The sequence below is a fragment of the Sinorhizobium sp. 8-89 genome (assembly GCF_030124325.1).
Taxonomy (GTDB): domain Bacteria; phylum Pseudomonadota; class Alphaproteobacteria; order Rhizobiales; family Rhizobiaceae; genus Sinorhizobium.
Map to the genome: position 1 here is coordinate 56,955 of NZ_JASKLR010000017.1, position 24,256 is coordinate 81,210.

The 24,256-nt window shown below is 62.1% G+C and carries 21 protein-coding genes and 1 pseudogene; 3 read left to right on the forward strand and 19 right to left on the reverse strand.

Features of this window, described 5'->3' with window-relative positions; genetic code table 11:
* Nucleotides 1–100 precede the first annotated feature (100 nt).
* From QN219_RS24760 to QN219_RS24830, 15 genes and pseudogenes are all read right to left on the reverse strand, one after another.
* A complete protein-coding gene (locus QN219_RS24760; RefSeq protein WP_284002729.1) occupies nucleotides 101–964 on the reverse strand; it encodes an AraC family transcriptional regulator in 864 nt (287 codons plus the stop codon).
* Nucleotides 965–1,457: 493 nt separating this feature from the next.
* A complete protein-coding gene (locus tag QN219_RS24765) occupies nucleotides 1,458–2,756 on the reverse strand; it encodes an amidohydrolase family protein (RefSeq protein ID WP_284002730.1) in 1,299 nt (432 codons plus the stop codon).
* Between the two features lie 22 nt (nucleotides 2,757–2,778).
* On the reverse strand, nucleotides 2,779–3,723 hold the full coding sequence (locus QN219_RS24770) for an ABC transporter permease (protein WP_284002731.1): 945 nt from the start codon (nucleotides 3,721–3,723) through the stop codon (nucleotides 2,779–2,781).
* Nucleotides 3,720–4,769: an ABC transporter permease gene (locus QN219_RS24775; protein ID WP_284002732.1), complete on the reverse strand. Its 1,050-nt coding sequence runs from the start codon at nucleotides 4,767–4,769 to the stop codon at nucleotides 3,720–3,722. Before QN219_RS24775 ends, QN219_RS24770 begins: the two co-directional genes overlap by 4 nt.
* Complete coding sequence (locus QN219_RS24780) at nucleotides 4,759–6,285, reverse strand: ABC transporter ATP-binding protein (RefSeq protein ID WP_284002734.1); 1,527 nt, start codon at nucleotides 6,283–6,285, stop codon at nucleotides 4,759–4,761. Before QN219_RS24780 ends, QN219_RS24775 begins: the two co-directional genes overlap by 11 nt.
* Nucleotides 6,282–7,697 carry an amidase gene (locus QN219_RS24785; protein WP_284002735.1) on the reverse strand — a complete coding sequence of 472 codons (1,416 nt, stop codon included), beginning with the start codon at nucleotides 7,695–7,697 and terminating at the stop codon, nucleotides 6,282–6,284. Before QN219_RS24785 ends, QN219_RS24780 begins: the two co-directional genes overlap by 4 nt.
* 11 nt (nucleotides 7,698–7,708) lie before the next feature.
* Nucleotides 7,709–8,695: a BMP family protein gene (locus tag QN219_RS24790; protein WP_284002737.1), complete on the reverse strand. Its 987-nt coding sequence runs from the start codon at nucleotides 8,693–8,695 to the stop codon at nucleotides 7,709–7,711.
* A gap of 262 nt (nucleotides 8,696–8,957) precedes the next feature.
* Entirely contained in the window at nucleotides 8,958–9,305 is a 348-nt protein-coding gene (locus tag QN219_RS24795; RefSeq protein ID WP_284002738.1) for a cupin domain-containing protein, read from the reverse strand.
* A gap of 7 nt (nucleotides 9,306–9,312) precedes the next feature.
* On the reverse strand, nucleotides 9,313–10,077 hold the full coding sequence (gene kduD, locus QN219_RS24800) for a 2-dehydro-3-deoxy-D-gluconate 5-dehydrogenase KduD (RefSeq protein WP_284002739.1): 765 nt from the start codon (nucleotides 10,075–10,077) through the stop codon (nucleotides 9,313–9,315).
* The gene (kduI, locus tag QN219_RS24805) at nucleotides 10,074–10,922 is read right to left on the reverse strand and encodes a 5-dehydro-4-deoxy-D-glucuronate isomerase (RefSeq protein WP_284002740.1); all 849 of its coding nucleotides are present in this window, start codon (nucleotides 10,920–10,922) and stop codon (nucleotides 10,074–10,076) included. The genes kduD and kduI overlap by 4 nt, the downstream gene beginning before the upstream one ends.
* A 27-nt stretch (nucleotides 10,923–10,949) precedes the next feature.
* Nucleotides 10,950–11,711, reverse strand: a complete 762-nt coding sequence (locus QN219_RS24810) for a FadR/GntR family transcriptional regulator (RefSeq protein ID WP_173512111.1) — start codon at nucleotides 11,709–11,711, stop codon at nucleotides 10,950–10,952.
* A 7-nt stretch (nucleotides 11,712–11,718) separates the two neighbouring features.
* Entirely contained in the window at nucleotides 11,719–13,002 is a 1,284-nt protein-coding gene (locus tag QN219_RS24815; protein WP_284002741.1) for a TRAP transporter large permease, read from the reverse strand.
* A 4-nt stretch (nucleotides 13,003–13,006) separates the two neighbouring features.
* Complete coding sequence (locus tag QN219_RS24820; RefSeq protein WP_284002742.1) at nucleotides 13,007–13,567, reverse strand: TRAP transporter small permease; 561 nt, start codon at nucleotides 13,565–13,567, stop codon at nucleotides 13,007–13,009.
* Between the two features lie 145 nt (nucleotides 13,568–13,712).
* Complete coding sequence (locus tag QN219_RS24825; protein WP_284002744.1) at nucleotides 13,713–14,687, reverse strand: TRAP transporter substrate-binding protein; 975 nt, start codon at nucleotides 14,685–14,687, stop codon at nucleotides 13,713–13,715.
* Between the two features lie 183 nt (nucleotides 14,688–14,870).
* A pseudogene (locus tag QN219_RS24830) lies at nucleotides 14,871–15,086 on the reverse strand (glucuronate isomerase); the annotation flags it as partial.
* Between the two features lie 194 nt (nucleotides 15,087–15,280).
* On the opposite strand from QN219_RS24830, the gene QN219_RS24835 reads away from it, so the two are divergent.
* Nucleotides 15,281–16,300 (forward strand): Gfo/Idh/MocA family oxidoreductase, encoded by a 1,020-nt coding sequence (locus QN219_RS24835; protein ID WP_284002746.1) that lies wholly within the window; start codon nucleotides 15,281–15,283, stop codon nucleotides 16,298–16,300.
* 172 nt (nucleotides 16,301–16,472) lie between these two features.
* Here the strand turns inward: QN219_RS24835 and QN219_RS24840 are convergent, their stop codons facing one another.
* From QN219_RS24840 to QN219_RS24855, 4 genes are read right to left on the reverse strand one after another with little or no spacing between them, the layout of a single operon-like run.
* Entirely contained in the window at nucleotides 16,473–18,029 is a 1,557-nt protein-coding gene (locus tag QN219_RS24840) for an adenylate/guanylate cyclase domain-containing protein (RefSeq protein WP_284002747.1), read from the reverse strand.
* Nucleotides 18,030–18,041: 12 nt separating this feature from the next.
* The gene (locus QN219_RS24845) at nucleotides 18,042–18,413 is read right to left on the reverse strand and encodes a response regulator (protein ID WP_173512117.1); all 372 of its coding nucleotides are present in this window, start codon (nucleotides 18,411–18,413) and stop codon (nucleotides 18,042–18,044) included.
* 26 nt (nucleotides 18,414–18,439) lie between these two features.
* On the reverse strand, nucleotides 18,440–21,199 hold the full coding sequence (locus tag QN219_RS24850) for a response regulator (protein ID WP_284002749.1): 2,760 nt from the start codon (nucleotides 21,197–21,199) through the stop codon (nucleotides 18,440–18,442).
* A complete protein-coding gene (locus tag QN219_RS24855; RefSeq protein ID WP_284002750.1) occupies nucleotides 21,196–21,954 on the reverse strand; it encodes a DUF3365 domain-containing protein in 759 nt (252 codons plus the stop codon). Before QN219_RS24855 ends, QN219_RS24850 begins: the two co-directional genes overlap by 4 nt.
* Before the next feature lie 405 nt (nucleotides 21,955–22,359).
* Here QN219_RS24855 and QN219_RS24860 point away from each other — a divergent pair, with 405 nt between their 5' ends.
* Nucleotides 22,360–23,103, forward strand: coding sequence for a FadR/GntR family transcriptional regulator (locus QN219_RS24860; protein ID WP_284002752.1), 744 nt, complete (start codon nucleotides 22,360–22,362; stop codon nucleotides 23,101–23,103).
* A 38-nt stretch (nucleotides 23,104–23,141) separates the two neighbouring features.
* Complete coding sequence (locus tag QN219_RS24865; RefSeq protein ID WP_284002754.1) at nucleotides 23,142–24,116, forward strand: sialic acid TRAP transporter substrate-binding protein SiaP; 975 nt, start codon at nucleotides 23,142–23,144, stop codon at nucleotides 24,114–24,116.
* Nucleotides 24,117–24,256: the final 140 nt, after the last annotated feature.

Sequence of the window (24,256 nt, forward strand, 5' to 3'; positions counted from 1 at the left end):
CCGCACGTCTTTCAGGTCTTTGCGCTTTACAAATTCCTGTAGGGTGATCGGCGCGGCGCGAGGGACGTCCCGACTTGTGTGCAGATAGGGCCGTAAGAGGTCACCCGAGACCTTTGGAGCGAACCTGGCCCGGGGTACAACCCAGCTTCCGATTCAAGACCGATGTCATGTGTTGCTGCGATGAGAAACCGCAGCGGAAAGCGACTTCGGCGATCGAAAGGTCAGTTTGGAAGAGAAGCTTCTGCGCTTGCTCGACCCGCCGTTTCAGGACGAACTGGTACGGCGGCAGCCCCGTACGTGCCTTTATGCCCTCGAATACCACGCGCAACGGTAGGTCGACGATCCTGCTCAGGCGGGCGCAGCTAATGTCACTCTCAAGTTCAGCATCAATGAAGGCGGTGAGGCGGTCGAACTCGGCGTCCGAAAGCGCGGCGGCACGCGCGGGCTTGACGGAATGAAGGCCGCGCATCGTCTCGAGATAGACCAGGCCGCCGAGATAGTGGATCTCCAGCGGATCGAGCGGCCGGTTGAAGCGGAGGCGCTCGCGGGCATAGGTGGCAAGATGACGGATCGATCTCAGCCGAATATTGTTGGTGCTTCCGGCGCTTCGCGCTCCGTCGAGGCTGCGGTCACTTATGGATGCCTGGAATTCATGGGAGTAGGAGAAGGCGATGAAACCCTGATGGACGCTGCTCGTCGCGACGCGGACGTTACCTTTGCGGGGGTGAAAGGCGGCGGTTTCGCCGTGGAATAGCAGCGCTTCCTCACCGTCATCCTCGAACTTGGCTTTCGAAACGATGTCTCCGAGGAGCAGGCATATGACGTCGGCCTGATTGGCGAACTCAAGCGTATAGGGTTTCGCGCCCGCAATGCAGTAGTCGATGCCGCCGTAGCTGCCGCGTGCCGGAAATTGCTCCAACCCACCGTAGCGGAGCTCTCGCGCCCGCCCAATAGTTGCCGTCATTTGGTCATCCTCCCAGGCTGACCGCTTTGCTTTGCCAGCATGACGGCTTGAATACCGCCAGCCTGGATTGTTCTTGTCATTCTGATACATGAATACACGGTCGCATGCGCGGTGCGGCACCGCGACCATCGTTCATCTCGCGGTCGAGCCCCGCTTTGAAAGAACAAAATTGTGGGCCGGCGTGCGGCGGACGAGTCGCCTCGCAAAGCGTCTGCGGCGTTACGGTCGTCCTTTCCCTCCCAAGATGACGAACCTAAGGCAGTCTAACAGACGCGACTTATCCGTTAATGATTTCCGCGCGAGTCAATATAACAGATTGTTATGACGCGCGCCGAGCGCCACCTCATCCAACTTGCGGCCGGATTGGGACCATTCCTTGTTTCATTGAAACAGTGAAATGATCTAACGCTTTGAAATGACGCAATTCTGGACGGAACACCGCTCCCACGCTTTTCCTGGAACTGCGCCAGGGGCAGAAGCGCGCCGATCCTGTTCAGCGCTGGGGCGCTGAGGGCACGTAGTCGCGTCCTATGTCGATCGAGGCCGGGCGCCCGCCGAGGAAAAGGTCGCTGATGCGTGGCGCGGTCCTGCTGATGACCTTGCCAGACTTGATAACGAACAGGCGGTTCGCCTTCAATCTCAGCGCCTCGATGACGTCGGCCGCCTGCAGCATGATGAGATCCGCCTTGCAGCCGACTTCGAGGCCGTAACCTTCGAGCCCCATGGTCTTTGCCGAATTGGCGGTAATTGCGTCGAAGATCTTGTGCTTGTCGTCGATGCCGGCCATCTGCGCCACATGGATTGCCATGTGGGCCACCTCCAGCATGTCGCCCGAGCCCATCGAGTACCAGGGGTCCATGACGCAGTCATGCCCGAAGGAGACGTTGAGGCCGGCCGCCATCAGTTCCCGCACCCGTGTCATGCCGCGCCGCTTCGGGTAGGTGTCGTGACGGCCCTGCAGCATGATGTTGATCAACGGATTGGCGATCACGTTGATTTCCGCCTCGGCCATAAGAGGGATGAGCTTGGAAACATAGTAATCGTCCATGGAATGCATCGAGGTGAGATGCGAACCGGCGACGCGTCCCTGGAGACCGAAACGCACCGTGTGGGCCGCCAGCGTTTCGATGTGGCGCGACATAGGATCGTCGGTCTCGTCACAATGCATGTCGACCGGCAGCCCTCGATCGGCGGCAATGCGGCACAGCGCCTCGACCGAGCGGGCGCCCTCTTCCATCGTCCGTTCGAAATGCGGAATGCCGCCGACGATGTCGACACCCATGTCGAGTGCGCGCTCAAGCGAAGCTACCCCGTCCGGGGCGCGGTAATAGCCGTCCTGCGGGAAGGCGACGAGTTGCAGGTCGATATAGGGAGCTACCTTTTCCTTGACCTCCAGCAGCGCTTCGGCCGTCGCGAGGCGGGGATCGGAAGTGTCCACATGGCTGCGAATGTAGAGAAGGCCCTGGCTGACGGCGAGGTCGCAATAACGCAGCGCCCGCTCGACCAGCGCTTCCTTCGTCAAGAGCGGCCGCAGCTCGCCCCACAGCGCGATACCCTCCAGCAGCGTGCCGGAGACGTTCATTCGCGGCGTGCCGAGCGACAGCGTCGCATCCATATGAAAATGCGGATCGCAGAACGGCGGGCTGACCAGGCGACCGCTCGCGTCGATCTCCTCGCCGGCAGTCGCGGCAATCGATTTCTCGATGGCTGCGATCTTGCCGCCGGCAAGGCCGATATCGAAGCCCTGGCGGCCGTCCGGAAGGTTCGCGTTGCGGATGATCAGGTCGAACATGGTCAGTTCTCCGGGTGTTCGCTCAGCGCTCGCCGCGCCGGTAAGGTTGCATCAGAGCCTGGGGGACGCGGGCGCGCCGGGCCATCAGCACCAGCGCCGCGATCGACAGCAGATAGGGGATCATCAAGAAGATCTGATAGGGGACGCCGCCGCCCAGCACCGCCTGCAGGCGGAGCTGAAAGCTGTCGAACAGCGCAAACAGCAAAGCGCCGATGAGCGCACGGCCCGGACGCCAGGAGGCGAAAACGACGAGCGCGATGCAGATCCAGCCGCGTCCCTGCACCATGGTCGGGAAGAAGCTGTTGAAGGCCGAGAGCGTCAGGAAGGCTCCACCGACGCCCATCAGCGCGCTGCCGAAGATGACGGCGCCGTAGCGCATCACCATCGGGTTGATACCCTGCGCCTCGGCGGCGTGCGGATTTTCCCCGGTCATACGGATGGCAAGCCCGAGCGGCGTGCGGAAGAGCACGTAGCCGAGTACTAGCGCCAACGCGATCGCCCCGTAGGTCGGCAGCGTCTGTGTGAAGAGCGCGGGACCAATGAAAGGGAGGGATGAGAGCGCCGGCAGGTCTATCGGCTGGAACGGCTCGATTGTCGGCGGTGTGCCTGCCACCGGCACCAGCAGCCGGAAGACGTAGTAGCTGAAGCTCGAGGCGAAAAGCGTCACGCCGAGACCTGATACATGCTGGGACAGGCCGAGCGTCACCGTCAGCGCCGCGTGCAGCAGGCCGAAGACCCCGCCGGCGAGGGCCGCGACCAACAGGCCGGTCCAGAGATTGGCGCCGTTATACACGGCCAGCCAGCCAATCATCGCGCCGAACGTCATGATGCCCTCTATGCCGAGGTTCAGGACGCCGGAGCGCTCGCACAGGAGCGCCCCGAGCGTGCCGAGGATCAGCGGCGTCGCAATGCGCAGGACAGCCGCCCAGAGGCCCGCCGAAGCGAAAATGTCGATCACGGCGTTCATCGGCGAATCCTGTACTGGGTGAAGAAGACGCCGACCAGCATACTGATCAGCGACAGGGACACCGTCACATCGGCAATATATGTGGGAATGCCCATGCTGCGGCTCATCCCGTCGGCGCCGACGAACATGACGGCCGTGAACAGGGCGGCCAGCACGACGCCCAAAGGATTGAGATTGGCGAGCATGGCCACGACAATGCCGGAATAGCCGTAACCCGGCGACAGGTCAGTCGTGACGTAGCCCTGCACGCCCATGACTTCGATGGCCCCTGCGAGGCCGGCGAGTCCGCCTGAGATGCAAGCCACCTTCACCAGCGTGCGGCCGAGCGGCACGCCGGCGAATACGGCCCCGGCGGGATTGAGGCCGGCCGCGCGCGACTGCATGCCGAATACCGTGCGCGACTGCACCAGATGGACGGCGACGGCAAGGACGAACCCGATCCCCAAGCCGATATGGAGGCGGGATCGGGCGAGAAGCTTCGGCAGGACCGCGTCGTCGGCGACCGGTTGGGATTGTGGCCAGCCGAAGGCCATAGGGTCCTTCAGGACGCCATCGATCAGCATGGAGACAAAGAGCAGGGCGACGAAATTGAGGAGAAGCGTGGTCACGACCTCGTCGACGGAAAAGGACAGCCTCAGCCACAGCGGCACGAGCAGCAGAACAATGCCGGCCGCCGCACCGACCGCGAGAAGCAAAGGGATCTGCACGGCCGAGGGCAGGCCGGCGAGGAGCTGCGAGCTTGCAGCGGCAACCGAGATCGCGCCGAGATAAAACTGGCCCTCGCCGCCGATATTCCAGAGTCGCGCCCGGAACGCGACGGCCGCGGCGAGGCCCGTCAAAATGAGCGGGCTTGCGCGAGTCAGGGTCTCTGTCGCTGAAAGCCGCGAACCGAAGGCGCCGACGAGAATGCGCCAATAGGCCTCCATGACGGGCGCACCGGCAATGGCGATGAGTATTCCCGCCAGCGCGAGCGCGCAGAGGACGGCAAGCACAGGCGTTGCGATCACCAGTGCGACCGAACGATGTTCGCGTCGTTCAAAGCGCATCGGAAATCTCGTGCTCCTCGTTCCATTCGCCGGCCATCATCAGGCCGAGTTTCGTGGCATCGGCCTCTTGCGCTGAAACAGGCGGCGAAAGCCGTCCGTTGACGATGGCCTGAATGCGGTCGGCAAGTGCCATGACTTCGTCCAGGTCTTCCGAGATCAACAGCACTGCCGTCCCTTCGCGCCTTGCTTGAAGCAGGCGTTCGTGCACGGCGGCGACTGCACCCTCGTCAAGCCCGCGTGCCGGCTGCGCCGCAATCAGGATGCGCGGTCGCTCGATCAGATTGCGCCCGAGGATGAGTTTCTGCATGTTGCCGCCCGAAAGCAGGCGGGTCCGCGTCGTCGGCTTGCCTCCGCGCACGTCGAAGGCATCGATGATCATGCGGGCGAATGCCTGGCCTGCCGATCGGTCGACGAGCCCGTGGCGCGAGAATCGTGGCAGGCGTTCGAGAATCGCGTTCTCCCATATGGCCATCTCGCCGATCGCGCCTTCGTTGTTGCGGTCTTCCGGGACGCGGCCGATTCCCGCCAGCACAGCACCCTCCACCGACAGGTCGCCGATCGGCTCACCGAACAGCACGACGACGCCCTTGTCACGGCTGACCGTGCCGGACAGCAGATGCGCCAGTGTCGTCTGGCCATTGCCGGAAACGCCGATGATGCCAAGAACCTCGCCGGCGCGCAGGGTGAAATCGATTGATTTCAATCGCTCCACCCCGTCGATAATAACGCTGACGCCGGCAACCTCCAGCACCACTTCGCGGGGCGTCGACGGCTCGCGCACTGGACGGGCAACCTTGCGGCCGACCATCAGTTCGGCAAGCTCCGCCTTGTTCGTCTTGCTCGCCAGACGCTCCGCCACCTTGCGGCCGCCGCGCAGCACGACGATCCTGTCGGCCGCGGCCATGACCTCGTCCAGTTTGTGCGAAATGAAGATCAGCGAAAGCCCCTCGCGCGCCATGTATTTCAGCGTCGAGAATAGCCGCTCGGACTCCAGATTGGTCAGCACCGCAGTCGGCTCGTCAAGGACCAGGATACGCGCATCGTTGTAGAGCGCCTTCAGAATCTCGACGCGCTGCTGTTCGCCGACCGAGAGGTCACCGAGGCGCGCGTGCGGGTCCACCGTCAGGCCGAACCGCGAGCAAATGCCCTGAAGCTTTTGCCGCGCCGCATCCGTGCCGGATCGAAGCCGCCAAAGGCTCTCAGTGCCGGCCATCACGTTTTCCAGCACCGTCAGGTTGGGAGCGAGCGAGAAATGCTGGTGCACCATGCCGATGCCGGCGCGGATCGCCGCGCGTGGCTTGCCCGGTGGCAATTCCCGCCCCTCGATCAGCACCTTGCCGCTGTCCGGCACATAGTGGCCGAACAGGATGTTCATCAGCGTGGTCTTCCCAGCGCCGTTTTCGCCGAGAAGGGCAACGATCTCGCCCTTTCCAAGGCTCAGCGAGATGTCGTCATTGGCCAGATTATTGCCGAAGAGCTTGCTGATGCCGCAAATGTCGAGAGCGGCGTTGATCATGGCGCAAATCCCGCGACTGCAAAGCGATGCTGCCAACGCCCTTGCCGTTCGAGGCGTGCCGCAAGGTGGAAGAGGAGGCGATCGCGCCCCATTGGAGCCAATATCTGCACCGGCAGCGGCAAGCCATCTCCATCCGCGCCGAAAGGAAGCGTAAGCGCTGGAAAACCCGTGACATTGGCAAGCGCCGCGAGGGGCGCGAACGCCGTCATGCGATGGATCTGCAGATCGATGTCGTCGTGGTCGAAGGGGAAGGCACCGATCGGCAGGGGCGCCGATGCGAGCATCGGCGTCAGGATGCAGTCCACCCGGTCGAAAAGCGACCAGATCGCGCGGCTCGCATGGACCGCGGCGTCAAGCGTGGCCCAGAGCGCGGTCGCCTCGAGCCGTGATCCATGGCTGATGAACGCCTGCGTCAGCCGTTCCGCACGTGAGGCATCAAGTCCGGTGGACCTGACGAAATTGCCAAGATTGACGGCGATGATGTCGCGCAGCGCCCGGCCGCTTGCGGCGACGCCTGCGGCGAAGGCTTCCCAATGCATGGCAACGATGCTGTGGCCTTCCGCCTCAAGGACGTGGGCCGCCGCTTCGACGGCCTCGCTGCGTGCCGGTTCGGTCGGGTAGTCGTCGCCGGTCTCGACCAGTAGGCCGATGCGCAATGGACCGGACGGGGCAGGTGCGAGGGACGGATCGGCAAACGGTCCCCTGGCGTTTCCGGCAGCTGCGTCGAAAATCGCTGCAAGGTCGCGGACGGAGCGGCACAGCGCCAGCTCGCTGGCGATGCCGCCGAGATGATTGCCAAAGGACGGTCCTGCCGGCATGACGCCTCGGGTCGCCTTCAGACCGAAGAGGCCGCAACAGGCCGCGGGCACCCGGATCGATCCGCCGGCATCGGTCGCATGGGCGATCGCTACGATGCCCGCCGCGACGGCCGCCGCCGCCCCGCCGGAGGAGCCGCCAGGCGTCCGACCAGGATCGAGGGGGTTGCGGCAGACTGGCCCTGTCGCCGGCTCGCTCGCAAGCGACAAGCCCATTTCCGGCACCGTGGTCAGTCCGAAGAAACAAAGGCCGGCCGCGCGAAGCCGGGCCGCCAGATCGCTGTCGTCCGCCATGTCAGTGCCGCGGTCGACCAGGTTCGAACCGGCCGCCACCGGAAGATCGGTGAAGGGGCCGCCCAGATCCTTGGCAAGACTCGGGACGCCGAGAAGCGGTGCGGGCTGCCCGCCGTTCGGCACCCGCCTCAGGCGGGTGTCGGCATTTTTCGCCGCGGCTCTTCCGAGCGTCGCGTCGAGGTGGACGATCGCGCCTATTTCAGCCCATCGGCTGGCGGCAGCCAAGGACGCTTCCATGGCTTCGGAAGCGGTGAGGCGACCCATCCGAATCACCTCTGCCAGAGACGTTGCATCGCCGGCCATCGACAAGCCGGCTACTTCGGCTGGTCCGTGATGCGCGGAACTTCGAAGGCACCGGATTTGATCTCCGAGCGCTTGGCTTCCATGGCCGCTTCGGCATCCGCGGGCGCGACGCCTTTCACATAGGCGACGTCACTGCCGCCCTCCTTGAGCAGGCCGAAGGGAGTGTAATCCTTGCCGACCGGCTTGCCGGCGGTCGCGTCGGCAATCGCGGCGTTGAGGATGGGGCGGAAGCCCCACAGGGCGTTGGCGAAGACCGTCTCGGGATAGCGCGGCGTGTAGTCGATCAGCGAACCCACGGACCTGATTCCGCGTTCCTTCGCCGCGTCGGCCGTGCCGATGCGCTCGCCGAAGAGGATGTCGGCGCCAGCGTCGATCTGGGCGAGGCCCGCTTCGCGCGCCTTCGGCGGATCGAAGAAGGTGCCGATGAAGGTTACGAGGTGCTTGGCGTCCGGGTTGACGGCCTTCACCCCTGCGGCGAAGGCGTTGATCAGCATGTTGACTTCCGGGATCGGCATCGCGCCGACGGAGCCGACGACGTTCGACTTCGTCATCTTGCCGGCAAGCATGCCCGCCAGATAGGCGCCGTCATGGTTCCAGGTGCCGAAAACGCCGAAGTTGTCGCCGGCTTCCTTGCCGCTTGAGCCGAGGACGAAGGCGGTTTCGGGGTATTCGGACGCCACTTCGCGAGCCTGCTTTTCGACGGCGTATGCTTCGCCGATGATGAGTTTTGCGCCCTGTTCGGCGTATTCGCGCATGGCACGAGAATAGTCCGTGCCCGAAACGCCTTCCGAGAAGACATATTCGATCACGCCTTCAGCCGCCGCATCCTGCAGCGCCTTGTGGAGGACCGAGTTCCAGGCGTTCTCGACAGGGGACGCGTGGATGCCGGCGACCTTTATAGGCGTGCTGGCGCGAACTGTCGGCGCGAAGGCGCTCACGCCGAGTGCCAGGCCCGACGCAAGCACACTGCGCCGGCTCATCATCAGATCTCTTGTCATGGATGGCATCCCCTCTTTACCAACTGGTAGAATTTTTATGGCGTGCCCAAAATTGTGTCAAGCAGCGCGAGTGAGCAAGAAAGCGGCAGCGCCATGACGCCGGATAGGACATTACAGCGCCGCGCGTCTTAATCAGACGCGCAAGGGGCGGTGTAGCACTTTGAACCACTGCATGTTTTTATCCCTAGATCGGCTAGGATTTAAGAAACACGCAGTAGGACGGCAAAGTGGCGAAGCCGCCACGCGCGCATGTTACCGCATTTTAGCTTCCTGTTTTCAGGAAATCGGCGCGATGCGGCGTGAAGCTGTCAATGAGCCGGCCCGCCTCCAGCGCTATGACGCCATGGACCACGCCCGACGGTGCGATGAAGCTGTCGCCTGCGGAAAGAACCGTGCTACGGCCGCCGACCGTGACTTCGAACTTGCCTTGCGCGACATAGCTCGCCTGAACGTGCGGGTGCGAGTGCGGCGCGCCGATACCGCCTTTTTCGAAAGCGAATTCTACCATCATCAGCTCGTCCGTGTGCAGGATGACCCGGCGTCGGTTGCCCTGTCCGAGATCGACCCATTCACCTTCGTCGCCGCGGGCGAAAAGTTTCGTATCCATCAAGGTCTCCTCATCTCGCGAGCCAGCCGCCGTCGACCGGGATAACGGCGCCATGCATGTAGTCCGAGGCCGGGGCGAGCAGGAACACCGTCGCGTCGCCGATGTCATCTGGCGTGCCCCAACGCCCGGCAGGAATGCGCTCCAGAATTGCGGCACTGCGCTTGGCGTCGGCGCGGAGCGCCTCGGTATTGTTGGTAATGATATAGCCGGGCGCCACCGCATTCACATTGATGCCCTTGGCCGCCCATTCGCAGGCAAGAATCCTGGTGATGCCCAGCGCGCCATGCTTGGACGCGGTATAGGAAGCAACGCGTATGCCGCCCTGGAAGGAAAGCAATGAAGCAATATTGACGATCTTGCCCCGTCTTCCCTCGGCAAGCAGGCGGCGGCCATAGGCCTGGCTCAGGAAGAACAACGATCCGAGATTGACGTCGATCACGTCGTCCCAGTCGGCCTCGGTGAAATCCACTGCGTCGGCGCGGCGGATGATCCCGGCATTGTTGACCAGGCCGTTCAGCGGGCCATGCTCGTTCCACAATCCGTCGATCAGCGAGCGGGTCGCTTCCCGGTCCGAAAGGTCGGCATTGGCGGGAATGAAGCTTCCGCCGGCTTCGGCGACCTTTTCCGCGGTCTCGTCCATGGCGGAGCGACCCACGCCGATCACCGCGCCGCCGGCGCGGCCGATCGCGACCGCAATTCCTTGCCCGATGCCGGTATTGGCACCGGTGACGATGATGCGGCGCCCGGCAAGGCTGAAAGCGGACGGCATGCTCATCTGAGTGCCTCCATCGGCACCATGTCCACATCGGTGTAATCGACATTGTCGCCCGCCATGGCCCAGATGAAGGCGTAGCTCGACGTTCCGCAGCCGGAATGAATGGACCAGGGCGGCGAAAGCACCGCCTCCTCCTTCGCCATCACGATATGGCGGGTTTCTGCCGGCTCGCCCATCAGATGCAGGACGCGCGCGCCGTCAGCGAGGTCGAAATAGAGATAGGCTTCCATGCGTCGGTCGTGCACGTGGCAGGGCATGGTGTTCCAGACCGAACCTGGAGCAAGCTGCGTCATTCCGACAACGAGCTGGCAGGTCTTCACGCCTTCCGGGTGGATGAACTGGAAGATCGAGCGTTCGTTCGAGGTGGCGGCGCTGCCGAGATCGAGCCGCTTGGCATCGCCGATGCGGATATGGCGGCTCGGCAGCGCCTGGTGAGCAGGCGCACTGAGCAGGTAGAATTTGGCAGGTGCTGCCGGATCTTCGGATGAAAAGGTGACCTCTTCGCCCAAACCTGCATAAACCATGTCGCGCGGCTCGAGCCGGAAGCTCTCCCCGCGCAATTCTATGCGCCCGGCGCCGCCGATGTTGACGGCAATGAGTTCACGCCGGTCGAGGAAGCGAGCCGTGCCGGTAGGACGGATGGTCTCGAGCGCCAGAGGTCCATCCACCGGCATCGCGCCGCCGACGATCATACGGTCGTAGTGGGTATAGGTGAGCGATATACGGCCATGGCGGAAGAGATCGCCAACGTGAAAGTTCGCGCGCAGCGCATCGGTATCCATGCGTGCGGCGGTGGCCGGGTCGATGGCGTAACGGATGGTGTAATTGATATGGCTTGCGGTCATCGGCTCGCTCTCGGTTGGGGAAAGGAATCAGACTCGGCGTTTGGCGGCGCCCCACTCGGCCTGCTGACCGCTCAGCCGGACGCGATACCGCTCCTGGCTTGCGGTCAGATGGGCGCGCATGGCGGCGCGGGCGGCTTCCGGGTCACTGGCGGAAATGGCTTTCAGGATTGCCAGATGCTCGCGTTGCAGGCTTTCCTGATATTCACGCGACAGCACGCTGTCGGTACCCCAGGGCGAGGCGACGTCGCAGGGGATGGCCCGCATGCCGAGCGCGTCGAGTACCTCGACATAATAGGGATTGTTGGTGGCGGCCGCGATCGCCCGGTGGAAGGCGAAGTCGCTCTTGCCCGTCGCCTCGCCGCGCTCGAGCAGGCGGTCGAATTCGAAGAAGGCCTCCTGGATCTGCGCCTCCTGGGCGGCGTTGCGCCGAAGCGCTGCAAGACCCGCGCTTTCGATCTCAAGCCCCATGCGCACCTCGATCACATTTAGCGCATGGGAGATCTTGTTGCCGACGTCGAGGCTGATCGAACCGAAGGCAAGCGTCGGGTGGTCCTTGACGAAGACGCCGGCGCCCTGCCGCGGCTCGACAAGGCCATCGGCCGCAAGGGTCGCAATCGCCTCGCGGACCACGGTGCGGCTGACGCCGAAAATGTCGCTCATCCGGCTTTCCGTCGGCAGCTTCTGGCCTGGCGGGATTTCGCCCTTCAGCACCTGCTGCCGGAGTGCGCTCGCGACGCGCTCGGAAAGTTTCGGTTTGCGCTCGATCTTGAATTCGGCCAGGTGGCCCATGATGCTATTACCCTTTGAATACGCTCGGCAACCAGAGCGAAAGGGCCGGAACATAGGTGACGAGCCCAAGGACGATCAACCCCGCCAGATAGAAGGGCCAGATGCTGCGCATGGCCTCCCAGACGGAGATTCTTCCGACCGCGCAGGCCACGAACTGCACGGCGCCAACGGGCGGCGTGTTGAGGCCGATGCCGAAGTTCAGGATCATGATCACCCCGAAATGAACCGGATCGACGCCATAGGCCATCGCCACCGGCAGGAAGATCGGCGTGCAGATGATGATGGTCGGCCCCATGTCCATGAACGTGCCGAGGAACAGCATCAGGACGTTGATCAGGAGGAGCACGATGATCGGATTGTCCGAGATAGTGTTCATCCAGTCGATCAGCGCGGCGGGCACCTTTAGAAACGCCATCAGCCAGGAGAAAGCGGCTGCCATGCCGATGATGAGCAGGACCATCGCCGTCGTGCGCACGGCGCCGAAAGTGGCGTGGACGAAATCCTGCCAGGTCATCTGCCGATAGACGAAGACGGTTACCGCGAGCGCATAGAGAACGGCGATGCAGGAGCTCTCGGTTGCCGTGAATACGCCCGAGCGGACGCCGCCGAAGATGATGCCGATGAGCAACAATCCGGGAATTGAGACCAGCAGATATCGCCCGACCCTGCCAAACCCTGGAAAGGTCTCGACGGGGTAGCCGCGCCGGCGCGCCACGAAATAGGCGGTGACCATCAGGGCAGCCGCATAGAGGAGGCCGGGGAGAATACCGGCGGTGAAGAGATCTGCGATCGAGATCTTTCCGCCCGCCGAGATCGAATAGATGATCATGTTGTGCGATGGAGGCAACAGCAGCGCGATCAGTGCCGCCATCGAGGTGACGTTGACGGCATAGTCAGCGCCGTAGCCGCGCTCCTTCATCTGCGGGATCATGAGCCCGCCAACGGCCGCGGCTTCCGCGACTGCGGAGCCGGAAATCCCCCCGAACAGAGTGGCCGTGACGATGTTGACCTGCCCCAGCCCGCCGCGGATATGCCCGACCAGCGAGGCGGCAAAGGCGACGATTTTCTGGGCGATGCCGCCGCGCACCATCAGGTCGCCGGCGTAAATGAAGAAGGGAATGGCGAGCAGCGAAAACACGCTCATGCCGGAATTCAGCCGCTGGAAGATCACCAGCGGCGGCAGCCCCAGATAAAGCACGGTCGCAAAAGAGGCGACGCCAAGGCAGAAGGCGATCGGCGTTCCGATCAGCATCAGGAGCGTGAATACGCCGAAGAGGATCATCATATCCATATGATCATGCCTTTACGTTCGCGGTGTCGAGTTCGGCGGCGGCCTCCGCCGGCGGCATTTCGTCGAGAAGGTCGTCGATGGGTTCGCCGGCAAGACGCAGAACGATACGCTCCAGGGCAAACAGGGTGATGAGAACACCGCCGGCAACCAGCGGCACGTAGCTCCAGCCGCCGGAGATCTGGAGCGAGGGCAGGGTGGTGTTCCAAGTGAGTGCGACGAGCTGCCCCCCATACCAGATCATCCCGACGCCGAAAGCGAGGGCGACGAGATCCGAGATCATGCGCAGCCATTTCTTGCCGCTTTTCGGCACGACGTAGAGCAGCACGTCGAATCCGAGGTGATAGTTTTCGCGAACGCCGACCGCGGCGCCAAGAAAGATGAACCAGCTCATCAGCATGACTGCGCCAGGCTCGGTCCAGCTCGGCGAGTCGTTCAGCACATAGCGGCAGAACACCTGCCACGCCACGATGGCCGTCATCACGACGAGGCCGACGCCGGCCGACCAGAGCGAGAGCGTGCCCAGCCAGGACAGCGCGCCGCCTATTTTTGTCAATCCGTTGGACAAGGTTTCATTCCCTCGAAGGGATGGGCAGGCTGCTGCATGTTTCCTTCCGATCTAGGGAGAAAGACATGCAGCAAATCAAAGTGCTACAGCGACCTTTGCGCGGCTAATAAAACGCGCGGCGCTGTAGGCCTGCCCATCGGACTCGTCATTGCACCGCCTGCACGTCTTCAACCATTTTCTTTAAGACCGGGTCGGCGGCGTGCTTTTCATAGACCGGCTTCATGGCGTCGATGAAACCCTGCTTGTCGGGCGTGGTGATCGTCGCACCGGCTGCTTCGATCTTGGCACGCGACTCCTTGACCTTGGCGGCCCAGAGCTCACGCTGCTTGGCGACGCTCTCCTTGGCGGCCTGTTTGAAGATTTCCTGGTCTTCCGGAGCAAGCTTGTCGAAGGCGGCCTTGTTCATCACGAACACTTCCGGAAGGATGGTGTGTTCGTCGAGCGAGAAGTTCTTGGCCACTTCGAAATGCTTGGCGGTGTCGTAGCTCGGGAAATTGTTCTCCGCGCCGTCGATGACACCCGTTTCGATCGCCGAATAGACTTCGCCGTAGGGCATCGGCGTGGCATTGGCCCCAAGCGCGGCCACCATGTCCACGAAAATGTCGGACTGGATGACGCGGAACTTGAGGCCCTTCATGTCGGCGACGGAATTGATCGGCTTCTGCTTGTTATAGAAGGAGCGCGCGCCGGCATCGTAATAAGCAAGGACCACCAGTCCGGCGCTTTCGAACGCCGTCTTGATCTGGTCGCCAACCGCGCCGTCCATGACCTTGTGCATGTGCTCTTCCGAACGGAAAAGGTAAGGCAGCGCCGGAACGATCGTTTCCTTCACCGTGCCGTTGAAGGGCGCCATTGAGACGCGGTTCAGCTCGATGACGCCGGAACGCACCTGCTCGATCGTATCCTTTTCCTCGCCGAGCTGGGCGGAATGGTAGACCTCGACGGCGTAGCGGCCGGCTGTGCGTTCCTTGACCAGTTCACCGAAATATTCGACCGCCTCGACCGTCGGATAGCCGTCCGGATGCGTGTCGGACGAACGCAGCACCGTCTGGGCACTGGCCGCGCTGGCGAATGAAGCGGCAACCAACAGACCTGCCGCAAATTTGACTAAGATTTTCATGCTTTCCTCCCGTTTTGCATGACTTGATGTCTCAAAGCCCGTACCCGTCATTGCGGGCCCGTAGGCAAGATTCGGCGCAAGCTCCTATGCGCCTCCCTGAGGCGGTGTCGCGCGATGCGCAGTCCACCCATCCAGCGCGCAATATCGCGGCGCGCGAGGGTGAACGGAAACGCCCCTGATGCCCTCTTCCAACTTTACATCCTGACTGAACAGCATGTGGAACACACCGTGGTCCGGCACGATGAGGCGTTGCGCAGGACCGGGAAAGGGCGCGTTGAGCGCATGCCAGCGTGGATCGGTATGCCTGTGCAGGCTCATGATCGGCGGGGCGCCGACGCCGGCCGAAAGGCCGCGCTCGTCTCGCGGAAACAGAAGATCTGGATCGATCAGCCCCTTCATTTTGACCCACTCCTCCAACAGGTTTCCTATGGCTAGAGCTTGTAAGGTATAATGTCAACATACGAAATTCATCAAGTTGTATGATGAATTTCTTGCATCGGGAGGATCTCTCGTCGTAGACAGAGCGGAGGAGAAAACGCGTTGGGGAGGGGTCATGCGCATGCTTGGAGCGCTTGGCTGACGGAGGGACCGAAATGGCAAAGCTGCGCATTGGTGTGATCGGGCTTGGCATGGCGGCGGCGCCGCATGCCAAAAGCCTGCTCGACCTCAAAGATAGGGTTGAGGTCGCTGCCGCCTTCAGCCCGACGCCTGCGAGGCGGAAAACATTTTCCGAGACCTATGGTTTCGCGACCTGTGACGCCGCCGAAACGATTTTCCGTGATCCGTCGATTGCCGCGGTCATGGTGCTGACTCCGCCCAATACGCATCTCGAGCTCCTCCGGCAGGCCGCCGGAGCGGGCAAGCATGTGCTTCTCGAAAAACCGCTGGAGATCACCCAGGAGCGAGCGGAGGCCCTGGTCGAAACGGCGGAGCGGGCCAGGATAAAGCTTGGCATCGTGCTTCAGCACCGCTTCCGCCCCGTCAGCACGGCACTTGCCGAGCTGATCAACGACGGGCGCCTCGGCGAGATCGTCAGTGCCTCGGCGCGTCTTCACAACTGGCGGCCACAGAGCTATTACGATCAGCAGGGACGCGGGACGCTGGCTCGCGATGGAGGCGGCGTGCTTCTGACCCAGGCTATCCACACTCTCGACCTTCTGGTCTCGCTCGCTGGCCTTCCGGAGGAGGTCAGGGCCTATGCGGCGACCAGCAAGGTGCACCGCATGGAAACCGAGGACCTGGCAATGGCGGCCATCCGTTTCGCAAGCGGAGCGATCGGCACGGTGAGCGCCACCACCTGCGCCTATCCCGGCTATCCGGACGAGATCGACATCATCGGCACGCGTGGCATGGCCCGTCTCGGCGGGCGAAGCCTTACCGCTTCCTTCCACGATGGATCGGAATCATCGCTCGAAGACGAAGGGGCCGGCGGTGCCGGCGCCGATCCCATGGCGTTCCCGCACCACCATCATCGCGCGGTGCTTGCCGATTTCCTCGATGCCGTCGCCGGCGGGCGAGAACCTCGCGTGAACGGGCGCGAAGCGCTAAAGGTTCATCGCTTCATCGACGCAATTCTCGGCGCCTCCGAAAGCGGCCGGACGCAGCATCTCTAAACACTTCCCCGAGCCCAAGGGTGCCGAAAATTATCGCGAGCCGGGAATAGGTCCGGGCGGCGTCGTCCGTTCGTGCGATGGCGTCGTGGTTCGAACCGTTGAGACGAGGACAGGTCCACAACAGGATTGAGGAGGACGATGAGACGGTGAGTGTCGGTCTGCCGCGCACGCTCTATTCCACGAGGTAAGTCTCGGTGGGACCGATGCCCCGCAGATCCAGCACGCAACGTGGCTCGAGCGCCCACTGACCGTGAAGGGCGCGCCTCGTCGCTTCCGAGATCTGTACGCGATCGGCAACGCCCTGCGATTCCAGGCGGCTTGCGATGTTCACAGTTTCTCCCCACACGTCGTAGACAAAACGGAGCCGGCCGATCAGACCGGCGACGACCGGTCCCGAATGGATCCCGATGCGGACTCGAAAGCGGTCGCTGTCCGGGGGCATATCGCCCAACGCTTTCTGCATTGACTTCCCGAGAGCCACGATCCTGTCGGCGTGATCCGCCGTAGGCTCTGGAATGCCGCAGGCGGCCATATAGGCATCTCCGATGGTCTTGATCTTCTCCACACGATGCTGCTCAGCCAAGAAATCGAATGTCCTGAACATCCCATCCAGCCGCCTGACCAGATCGGAGGGTGGCAGCCTTGCTGCAATCGGCGAGAAACCGACGATATCCGCGAACAGAATGGAAACCTCGTCGAAACGGTCGGCGATAACCTCCTCGCCGCCCTGCAATCGGGCAACGATCTGATCGGGCAGGATCGCGTGGATCAGCGAATCAGCACGCCGCTTCTCCATTTCGATACGCTGCAGATAGCGGTGCTCGCGATCAAGCCAGCGCTTCTTCTCGAGAGCGGAGTTGATGCGCGCCCGCAGCAGTATCGGATTGAAGGGCTTTGTAAGATAATCATCGGCTCCCGCCTCGATACAGCGGGCTACCGCCGCAACTTCACTTAAGCCCGATATCATGATCACCGGGACATGCCGCCATCGGTTTTCACCCTTCAGCCGCGAGAGAATCTCGATGCCGTTCATGTCCGGCATCAATATGTCGAGCAGGATAAGATCGAATTCATCTTCGTCCAGTGTCTTCAGCGCGGACAAACCGGAATCAGCAGTGGCGACGCGATGACCTTCACGCCGCAGGCGGCGGGAGAGAAGATCACGATTGCTGGCGACGTCGTCAACGATCAGAATCCTGCCGGCCTGCTCGGGCCATGCGCCCCGATCGGCCTTGAAGAGCAGCCGTTCAAGTTCCGCCGCGTCGATCTTGGCTTGATCCCCTGGGTGAAGGGTCTCGATTGCTTCTCCGCGCGAAAGACCGGCGATGGCGTCGACCTGCTTCAAAAGCTCGGCCGCCGCAGCCAGTATCACACCGAGATCCTCTCTCAGCGTGAGCTCTCGCAGATCCCCGGCATCCTCAAGGATCATTTCCGAATAGCCAATGATGGCGTTGAGAGGCGTGCGCAGATCATGGCGGAGCCTAGCCTCCGTCTCCCCGCCCTTCCGAGAGCCGGTGTTGCCGTCAATTAGGCGATCGATGAGGTCGTTCAGTTGCCGTGCCGCGGCGCCGATCCGCTCCAGGTCTGCCTGCATGTGGGGCAAGCCGAGCTCCCGCGCCTGCTCGAGCAGCAGCTCTTGAAAGCCCATGATCGCCCGCGCTGGCCCGGCCAGCCGCTGCTCCACGTGGGCGGCGATGGCTTGGCGCTGGAATTGATTGCCGGTACTCATGGCAATGGCCGCTCAATGAGGTGTCGCGAGCAGTTGCTCGATCTTCCGGACGAGCTGCGAAAGGTCGACTGGCTTGCTGTCATAATCGTCGCAGCCGGCCTCAAGAGCCATGTCCCGATCGCTCGCCATTGCGTGGGCAGTCAGCGCGATGACGGGAATCCTGGACGTAACCGGATTGGCCTTGATCAGTCTGGTCGCTTCCCAGCCGTCCATCACCGGCAGGCTCATGTCCATCAGGATCAGATCCGGCTTTTCCAAAGCGGCAAGCTCGACGCCGGCCTTTCCGTTTTCTGCAATCAGCACATCGAAGCCGCGACGAGACAACCGCCGCGAAAGCATGTCGCGGTTCATTTCATTGTCTTCCACCAGAAGGATTTTCGTCATTTCCGCGTCTCCTCCTGTCTTGCGCTTCAGCCGTGGGTAATGGCCTCACCAGCCGTCTCGCGTGATCCTATCTGGCGCTCGAGAGCCTCGACCAGTTGGGACCTGCTGTTTGCGCCTTTGTTCACGACAGCGACCGCCCGGTCGCGCAGCCAACTCAACTCGTTTGCAGAAAGGTCCTTCGAAGTGACCACGACCACCGGAATGTTCTGGAGTTCCGGGATCCTCTGCATCTCGTTGAGTGTCTGGAATCCATCCATTTCCGGCATGAGAAGATCGAGCAGGACAAGGCGCGGCATAAGCCGTTTCATCAGTTCGAGGCCGCGGACGCCGTCGGCTGCCTCGTGCACCGTCCAATCCCGCTTCACCAGAATGCGGCGGAGGAATTCGCGGGAAGCCTGATCGTCGTCGATGACCAGTACGTCGCGGTTGCCGCCGCCGTAGGCCTCGATGGTCCGGATGAGCCTTTCCGTGTCGATGGGCTTGGTCATATATTCGACCGCGCCGAGCGAGAGGCCGAGTTCGCGATCCGCCAGGATCGTCGCAAGGATCACAGGAATCGTGCACAGTTCGGGATCGCTCTTCAACGTGCGCAGCACCGACCAGCCGTCCTGATGCGGCATGATGATGTCGAGAATGATTGCGGCGGGACGATGCTCCCGTGCGGCGGCTATTCCTTCCGCTCCGCTTGCCGCCTCTATCGAGGCAAGTCCCGCTTCTGCAAGCGCTTTCGCGATTAAGTCGCGGGCAGCCGGTTCGTCGTCGATGATGAGTGCGGTGCGACCCGGCTGAACGATCGGCGGCGGCTCTGCAGTCCGAGGTTCGTCAGCTTCCCGCCTGCATTGCGCCGGCACTTCCATCGTGAAGACCGATCCTTTTCCGACCTGGCTTTCGACTTTGACGACGCCGCCTATCATGCGGCAGAAGCTGCGGGTGATGCTCAAGCCCAAACCTGTGCCGCCGTAATTCCGGGTCGTGGAAGCATCGGCCTGGGTGAAGGCATTGAAAAGCCGTTGCTGCTGTTCCGGCGTCATTCCGATTCCAGTATCGGACACTTTGAACACGAGCCAATCGCAGTCCGTTCGCCTTTCGCGTCGAACTGAGAGAGTTACCCGGCCGCCATTGGTGAATTTGGCCGCGTTGCTGAGCAGGTTGAAGAGATTTTGGCGCAGCTTGGTCTGGTCGGAGTGCATCTCGCCAAGGTCGTCGTGGACGTCCTCAATGAACTCGTTCCGGTTCTTGGCCATCAGCGGCGCGACGGTAGCGCTTACGTCGCGGAGCAAGTCCGCGACGTCGAAGGTTTCCAGAAAGATTTCCATCTTGTTGGCCTCGATCTTCGAGAGGTCGAGGATGTCGTTGATAAGCGACAGCAGATGCCGGCCGGCAGACGCTATTTTGTCAAGGTCCGGGACGAGTTCGTCGTCGTTGTGGTCGCGCGCCTCCTCTATCAGCATCTCGCTGTAGCCGATGATCGCGTTCAGTGGCGTGCGCAATTCGTGGCTCATGGAAGCGAGAAAACGACTCTTCGCCTCGCTTGCCGATTCTGCGTTGCTCTTGGCCCGCTCGAGTTCGACTTGCCTCTGCTTGAGTTCGGTAATGTCCGTGTAGACTGCGACCGTCCCGCCATCGGGAATCTTGCGTTTGGTAATGCGGACCCACTTGTCGCCGAACCGCTTCTCGTCGACGAGGCCCGCAGGATCCCTGTGAAGGCGCAGGCGATCCTCAATCCATTCTTCCGGCGATTTGCCTTCGAGGTCCACTTGCCCTTTTGCCAAATTCTGCTCCAGGATTTCGCGGAAGCTCTTGCCGCGAAGCTCGCTCGGCTTGTGATTGGGGAAAATTTCGCAATATTTGCTGTTGGCGATCAGGATCCTGTCGTCCGGATCATAGAGAACGAACCCATCGGAAATCGCCTCAAGCGCCGCGGCGATCGTCCGCCTCTGCCGCTCTGCCTCGTCTTCGAGCCTTTTCTTTTCGATCGCGCTTTGCTGGAAGAGCGAAAGCGTCTTCGCCATTGCTCCGAATTCGTCGCCGCTCTCCTCAGGGATCTCGACGTCGTAGCGTCCTTCCGTCAGATCTCCGATCACGCGATTGAGACGCCTGAGCGGTCCGATGATCGAGCGCAGGACAAGAAGCGTGAGGAAAGAGCCGATCAGGACTAGGACACCCACCAGGATGGCGGCGGCCGTGGCGGTCCGCTCAGTTTGCGCGACAACCTCGTTGCGGGCCGCCTCCGCATCCGCCTTTACCTGCTCGACGAGTTTGTTGAGATCCGCATCGACCTTGCCGCTGTGGGTGCGTGCCCTTGCCAGAAGAGCGTTGCCGACGATTCGGTTGTCCTGCGTATAGCTGTCCGTTGCCTGCAGCGCCGTTTCGACATAGGCATCGACCTGCGCGCGGATTTCCTCGACCGCGTCGGGCGAGTGCTTCGCAAGCCGCTCTAACTGGACCTGCAAGCGTTCTCGGGCCTCATCGGCATTGCGCTGCGAATTCATCAGCAGGCTGACCGAGAGATCAGTCAGCCAATACCGTAGATCGCCGAAGGCGACATGCGCCGTGGCCGCTGATGCTGCGCGGTCGAATAGTTCTCTGGTTTCGGCCATGCGCTCGGCGCTGCGATAGAGCGCCTGTGTGAGAAAAACGGATGACAGGATAAGGCTGATCAGGCCGGCTGCAGTCAGTGCAGCGACACGGGCGGAGATCGGCAGGTTGGCGAGTCGGCTGGCGCGCTTCTTGGCCGATGCCGGGGCTGCCTCGAACGCCCGCTCCTGTTGCCCGAGCGCGCTCATTTGAACAAGACGATGCTGATCGCACCGCCCAGATCGCCCGCTTTGCCGCCTTCTTTCGGATAGCCGGTGATGTCGATTTCGCCCTTCGGTTCACCGTGACAGGAAAGACAGGAGTCCGTGTAGTATTCCGGCAGCAGCATCCGGAAAGCAGGGCGGCCGTTGACCTGAGCCGCTTCCGTATAGGCATCACCCTTCGGCCTCTTTGGGTCCGAGAAGACTTCATTGATGACGCGTGTCTCCCACGTATCCGGCAGCGACTTGCGGTTGCGGACGAGGACCTCCGGCGCAGTCACGCGGACCAGCGCCTCGTTTCCCACTTTGGTGGCGAATTTCTCGTTCATCAGGCGCGCGAAAACCGCCGGGACGAAACCCTTAAAGCCGATGCCGGGGCGGTTTATATCATCCTGCTGCTGGTCGACGACTTCACGCATAGCCTCGATCTGTGCCTGGAGCAGTTTTTGGTCGCGCGCCTCGAGATCACCGGAGATCAAGTCAACACCGGTACGCTTGCCATAGAGGGCAATCGCCTCCGCCGTGAAACGCTCGCCATCGAGATGCTTGTCTCCGACGGCCGGATCGTTAATCAGCGACTGATAATTCGAAAGGACGCTTCGGGCGGCTCTGAGCAATTCCGCAAGCCGCGTTCCGGTCGCTACATCAGCGGCCTCTTCAGCCGCCGCCGGAGGCAAGAGGAGGATGCAACCGGTCAAAAATGCGAAAACACAGTTTCGCGCCAAGGCGGTAATTGCTTCCATTTTGGTGTCCCTCCGGGAGGAAGCGCAATCCGGAAACATACCATAGGAAGGGCACTGGAAGAACCATCTCTGGCAAGCTGGGCCACAGTTTGGCGTGCGAGCGGCAGGTTTGAAACGGTGGGGCGGGTCATTGTCGATGCGGTAGTGGTCAGGCGAAGCCTGATTTTCGTCAGAGGCGTCTTAAAAAGGCACGCCGCGGCGAGAGTTGTGCTGCGTGCATCGGCCGGCCAGCGGTTGGGTAAGCCCCCTCAAGCCCGCCGAAAAGAGATAGAGCCGCGATAGCTTTGTCGGGCTTCGTGGTCTCGGACACAGTTGACTTCCGCGCCAAGGTTGGTACTATCAAGATTGGTATGACCACTTGGCCACTTGGCCGCCGATAACCCGAGGCTGTATTCGAGGGACACGATGTTCTCTGCCGTGGAATCGCGCCGCCTGTATCGTCAGGTCGCGGACCAGATGCGAGGCCTGATCGAGCGGGGCGAGTTGGCGCCCGGCTCGCGGCTTCCGGCTGAGCGGGAACTCGCGCAGAAGCTGGGTGTTTCCCGCCCCACCATCCGCGAGGCGTTGATCGTGCTCGAGGTCGAGGGCTTCATCGACATCCGCATGGGCTCGGGCATCTATGTTACAGCGCGCAAGGACGCAGCATCGGATACGCCGCCAGAGGATTTCGAAGGTCCCTTTGAGTTGCTGAGGGCGCGGGCGGTGGTCGAATGCGCGATCGCCGAGGAGGCTGCCCGGCTGGCCCGGCCCGAGCATATAACCGTCATGGACGACAATCTGGCGCGGATGGCTGCGGCGCTCGAAGACCGGCGCCAGGCGCTTGCGCTCGATCGCGAGTTCCATGTCATCGTCTCGAGCATCATCGCCAATCAGACGCTGAACCGTTTCGTCGGCAGCATCCACGACATGCGCATGACGCCGTATTTCGAGAAGCTCGCCAGCTATTTCGAAAACACCGAGACCTGGCGCGCCGCGATGGAGGAACATCGCACGATCCGCGACGCGATCGCTGGCGGCGATCCGGCCGCCGCACGCGCCGCGATGCGCGCGCATCTCGACCAATCTCAACTTCGCCTGTCGGCGAGCTTCGGGGAGGAGCCGTCCGACAGCACGATACCCGCCGCGTGGAGGCGCGTCGGGGGCAAATAGCGCTTTGTTTCAATCACTTCGCTTGGGAGGAGAAGAAGATGAAAATCAGACTGTTAACGCTACTGGGTGCGACTGCGACTATCCTGGCTTCGGCGCTGACCGCGCAGGCTCAGACGGCGCTCAAATGGGCGCATGTCTACGAGACCTCGGAGCCGTTCCACACGGAGTCCGTCTGGGCCGCTGAAGAGATCGGCAAGCGCACTGAGGGGCGTTACAAGATCGACGTCTTTCCGGCCTCGCAGCTCGGCAAGGAGGCCGACCTGAACCAGGGCCTGAAGCTCGGTACGGTCGATATCATCATTTCCGGCTCGAGCTTCGCGGCGCGCGAACATGCGCCAATCGGCGTCACCTACTTTCCCTATATCTTCCGCGACCCCGCCCATCTGATCGCCTACACGAAGACTGATGTCTTCAAGCGGTTGGCTCAAGGATACGAGGAAGCCTCGGGCAACCACATCACCGCCGTCACCTATTATGGCACCCGTCACACGACGTCGAATCGACCGATCGCCAAATGCGCCGACATGCAGGGCCTGAAGATGCGCGTGCCCGACGTTCCGGCTTATCTCGCCATGCCACGCGCCTGCGGCGCCAACACGACGCCGATTGCCTTTGCGGAAGTTTACCTCGCCTTGCAGAACGGCACGGTGGAGGCCCAGGAAAATCCGCTGACGACGATCGAGGCGAAGAAATTCTTCGAGGTGCAGAAGCATATCGTGCTGACTGGGCACATCGTCGATCATCTGAACACGGTGGTCTCGAAGAACCTATGGTCGCAGCTCTCCGATGCCGACAAGCAGATCTTCACCGAGGTGATGCAGGAGGCCGCGGAACGCGCCACCAAGATCATCGAAGAGCGTGAGAAGAAGCTCGTTGAGACCTTCAAGGAGCGCGGTATCGAAGTAACCGAAGTCGACAAGGCGGATTTCGAGTCGAATGTGATGGACAAGGTGGCGCTCGAAGACTTCGGCTATACGAAGGAAGACTGGGAGGCCATCCGCGCCGTCAAGTGATGGCACGATGACCTGGGTCGTGCCGGCCCAAATCATGCGTGATCGCCACGCGCAAGTCAGAACGGGACGCGGGAGAACCGCGCATACTTCTCCTGATCCCGTTCTGCGGTCAAAACATCGCAGCGACTGAGCGCATCCAT

Coding starts and splice junctions, on each gene's coding strand:
- QN219_RS24760 (WP_284002729.1), bottom strand. CDS start 964: ATGACGGCAACTATTGGGCGGGCGCGAGAGCTCCGCTACGGTGGGTTG.
- QN219_RS24765 (WP_284002730.1), bottom strand. CDS start 2,756: ATGTTCGACCTGATCATCCGCAACGCGAACCTTCCGGACGGCCGCCAG.
- QN219_RS24770 (WP_284002731.1), bottom strand. CDS start 3,723: ATGAACGCCGTGATCGACATTTTCGCTTCGGCGGGCCTCTGGGCGGCT.
- QN219_RS24775 (WP_284002732.1), bottom strand. CDS start 4,769: ATGCGCTTTGAACGACGCGAACATCGTTCGGTCGCACTGGTGATCGCA.
- QN219_RS24780 (WP_284002734.1), bottom strand. CDS start 6,285: ATGATCAACGCCGCTCTCGACATTTGCGGCATCAGCAAGCTCTTCGGC.
- QN219_RS24785 (WP_284002735.1), bottom strand. CDS start 7,697: ATGGCCGGCGATGCAACGTCTCTGGCAGAGGTGATTCGGATGGGTCGC.
- QN219_RS24790 (WP_284002737.1), bottom strand. CDS start 8,695: ATGACAAGAGATCTGATGATGAGCCGGCGCAGTGTGCTTGCGTCGGGC.
- kduD (WP_284002739.1), bottom strand. CDS start 10,077: ATGAGCATGCCGTCCGCTTTCAGCCTTGCCGGGCGCCGCATCATCGTC.
- kduI (WP_284002740.1), bottom strand. CDS start 10,922: ATGACCGCAAGCCATATCAATTACACCATCCGTTACGCCATCGACCCG.
- QN219_RS24810 (WP_173512111.1), bottom strand. CDS start 11,711: ATGGGCCACCTGGCCGAATTCAAGATCGAGCGCAAACCGAAACTTTCC.
- QN219_RS24815 (WP_284002741.1), bottom strand. CDS start 13,002: ATGGATATGATGATCCTCTTCGGCGTATTCACGCTCCTGATGCTGATC.
- QN219_RS24825 (WP_284002744.1), bottom strand. CDS start 14,687: ATGAAAATCTTAGTCAAATTTGCGGCAGGTCTGTTGGTTGCCGCTTCA.
- QN219_RS24835 (WP_284002746.1), top strand. CDS start 15,281: ATGGCAAAGCTGCGCATTGGTGTGATCGGGCTTGGCATGGCGGCGGCG.
- QN219_RS24840 (WP_284002747.1), bottom strand. CDS start 18,029: ATGAGTACCGGCAATCAATTCCAGCGCCAAGCCATCGCCGCCCACGTG.
- QN219_RS24845 (WP_173512117.1), bottom strand. CDS start 18,413: ATGACGAAAATCCTTCTGGTGGAAGACAATGAAATGAACCGCGACATG.
- QN219_RS24850 (WP_284002749.1), bottom strand. CDS start 21,199: ATGAGCGCGCTCGGGCAACAGGAGCGGGCGTTCGAGGCAGCCCCGGCA.
- QN219_RS24855 (WP_284002750.1), bottom strand. CDS start 21,954: ATGGAAGCAATTACCGCCTTGGCGCGAAACTGTGTTTTCGCATTTTTG.
- QN219_RS24860 (WP_284002752.1), top strand. CDS start 22,360: ATGTTCTCTGCCGTGGAATCGCGCCGCCTGTATCGTCAGGTCGCGGAC.
- QN219_RS24865 (WP_284002754.1), top strand. CDS start 23,142: ATGAAAATCAGACTGTTAACGCTACTGGGTGCGACTGCGACTATCCTG.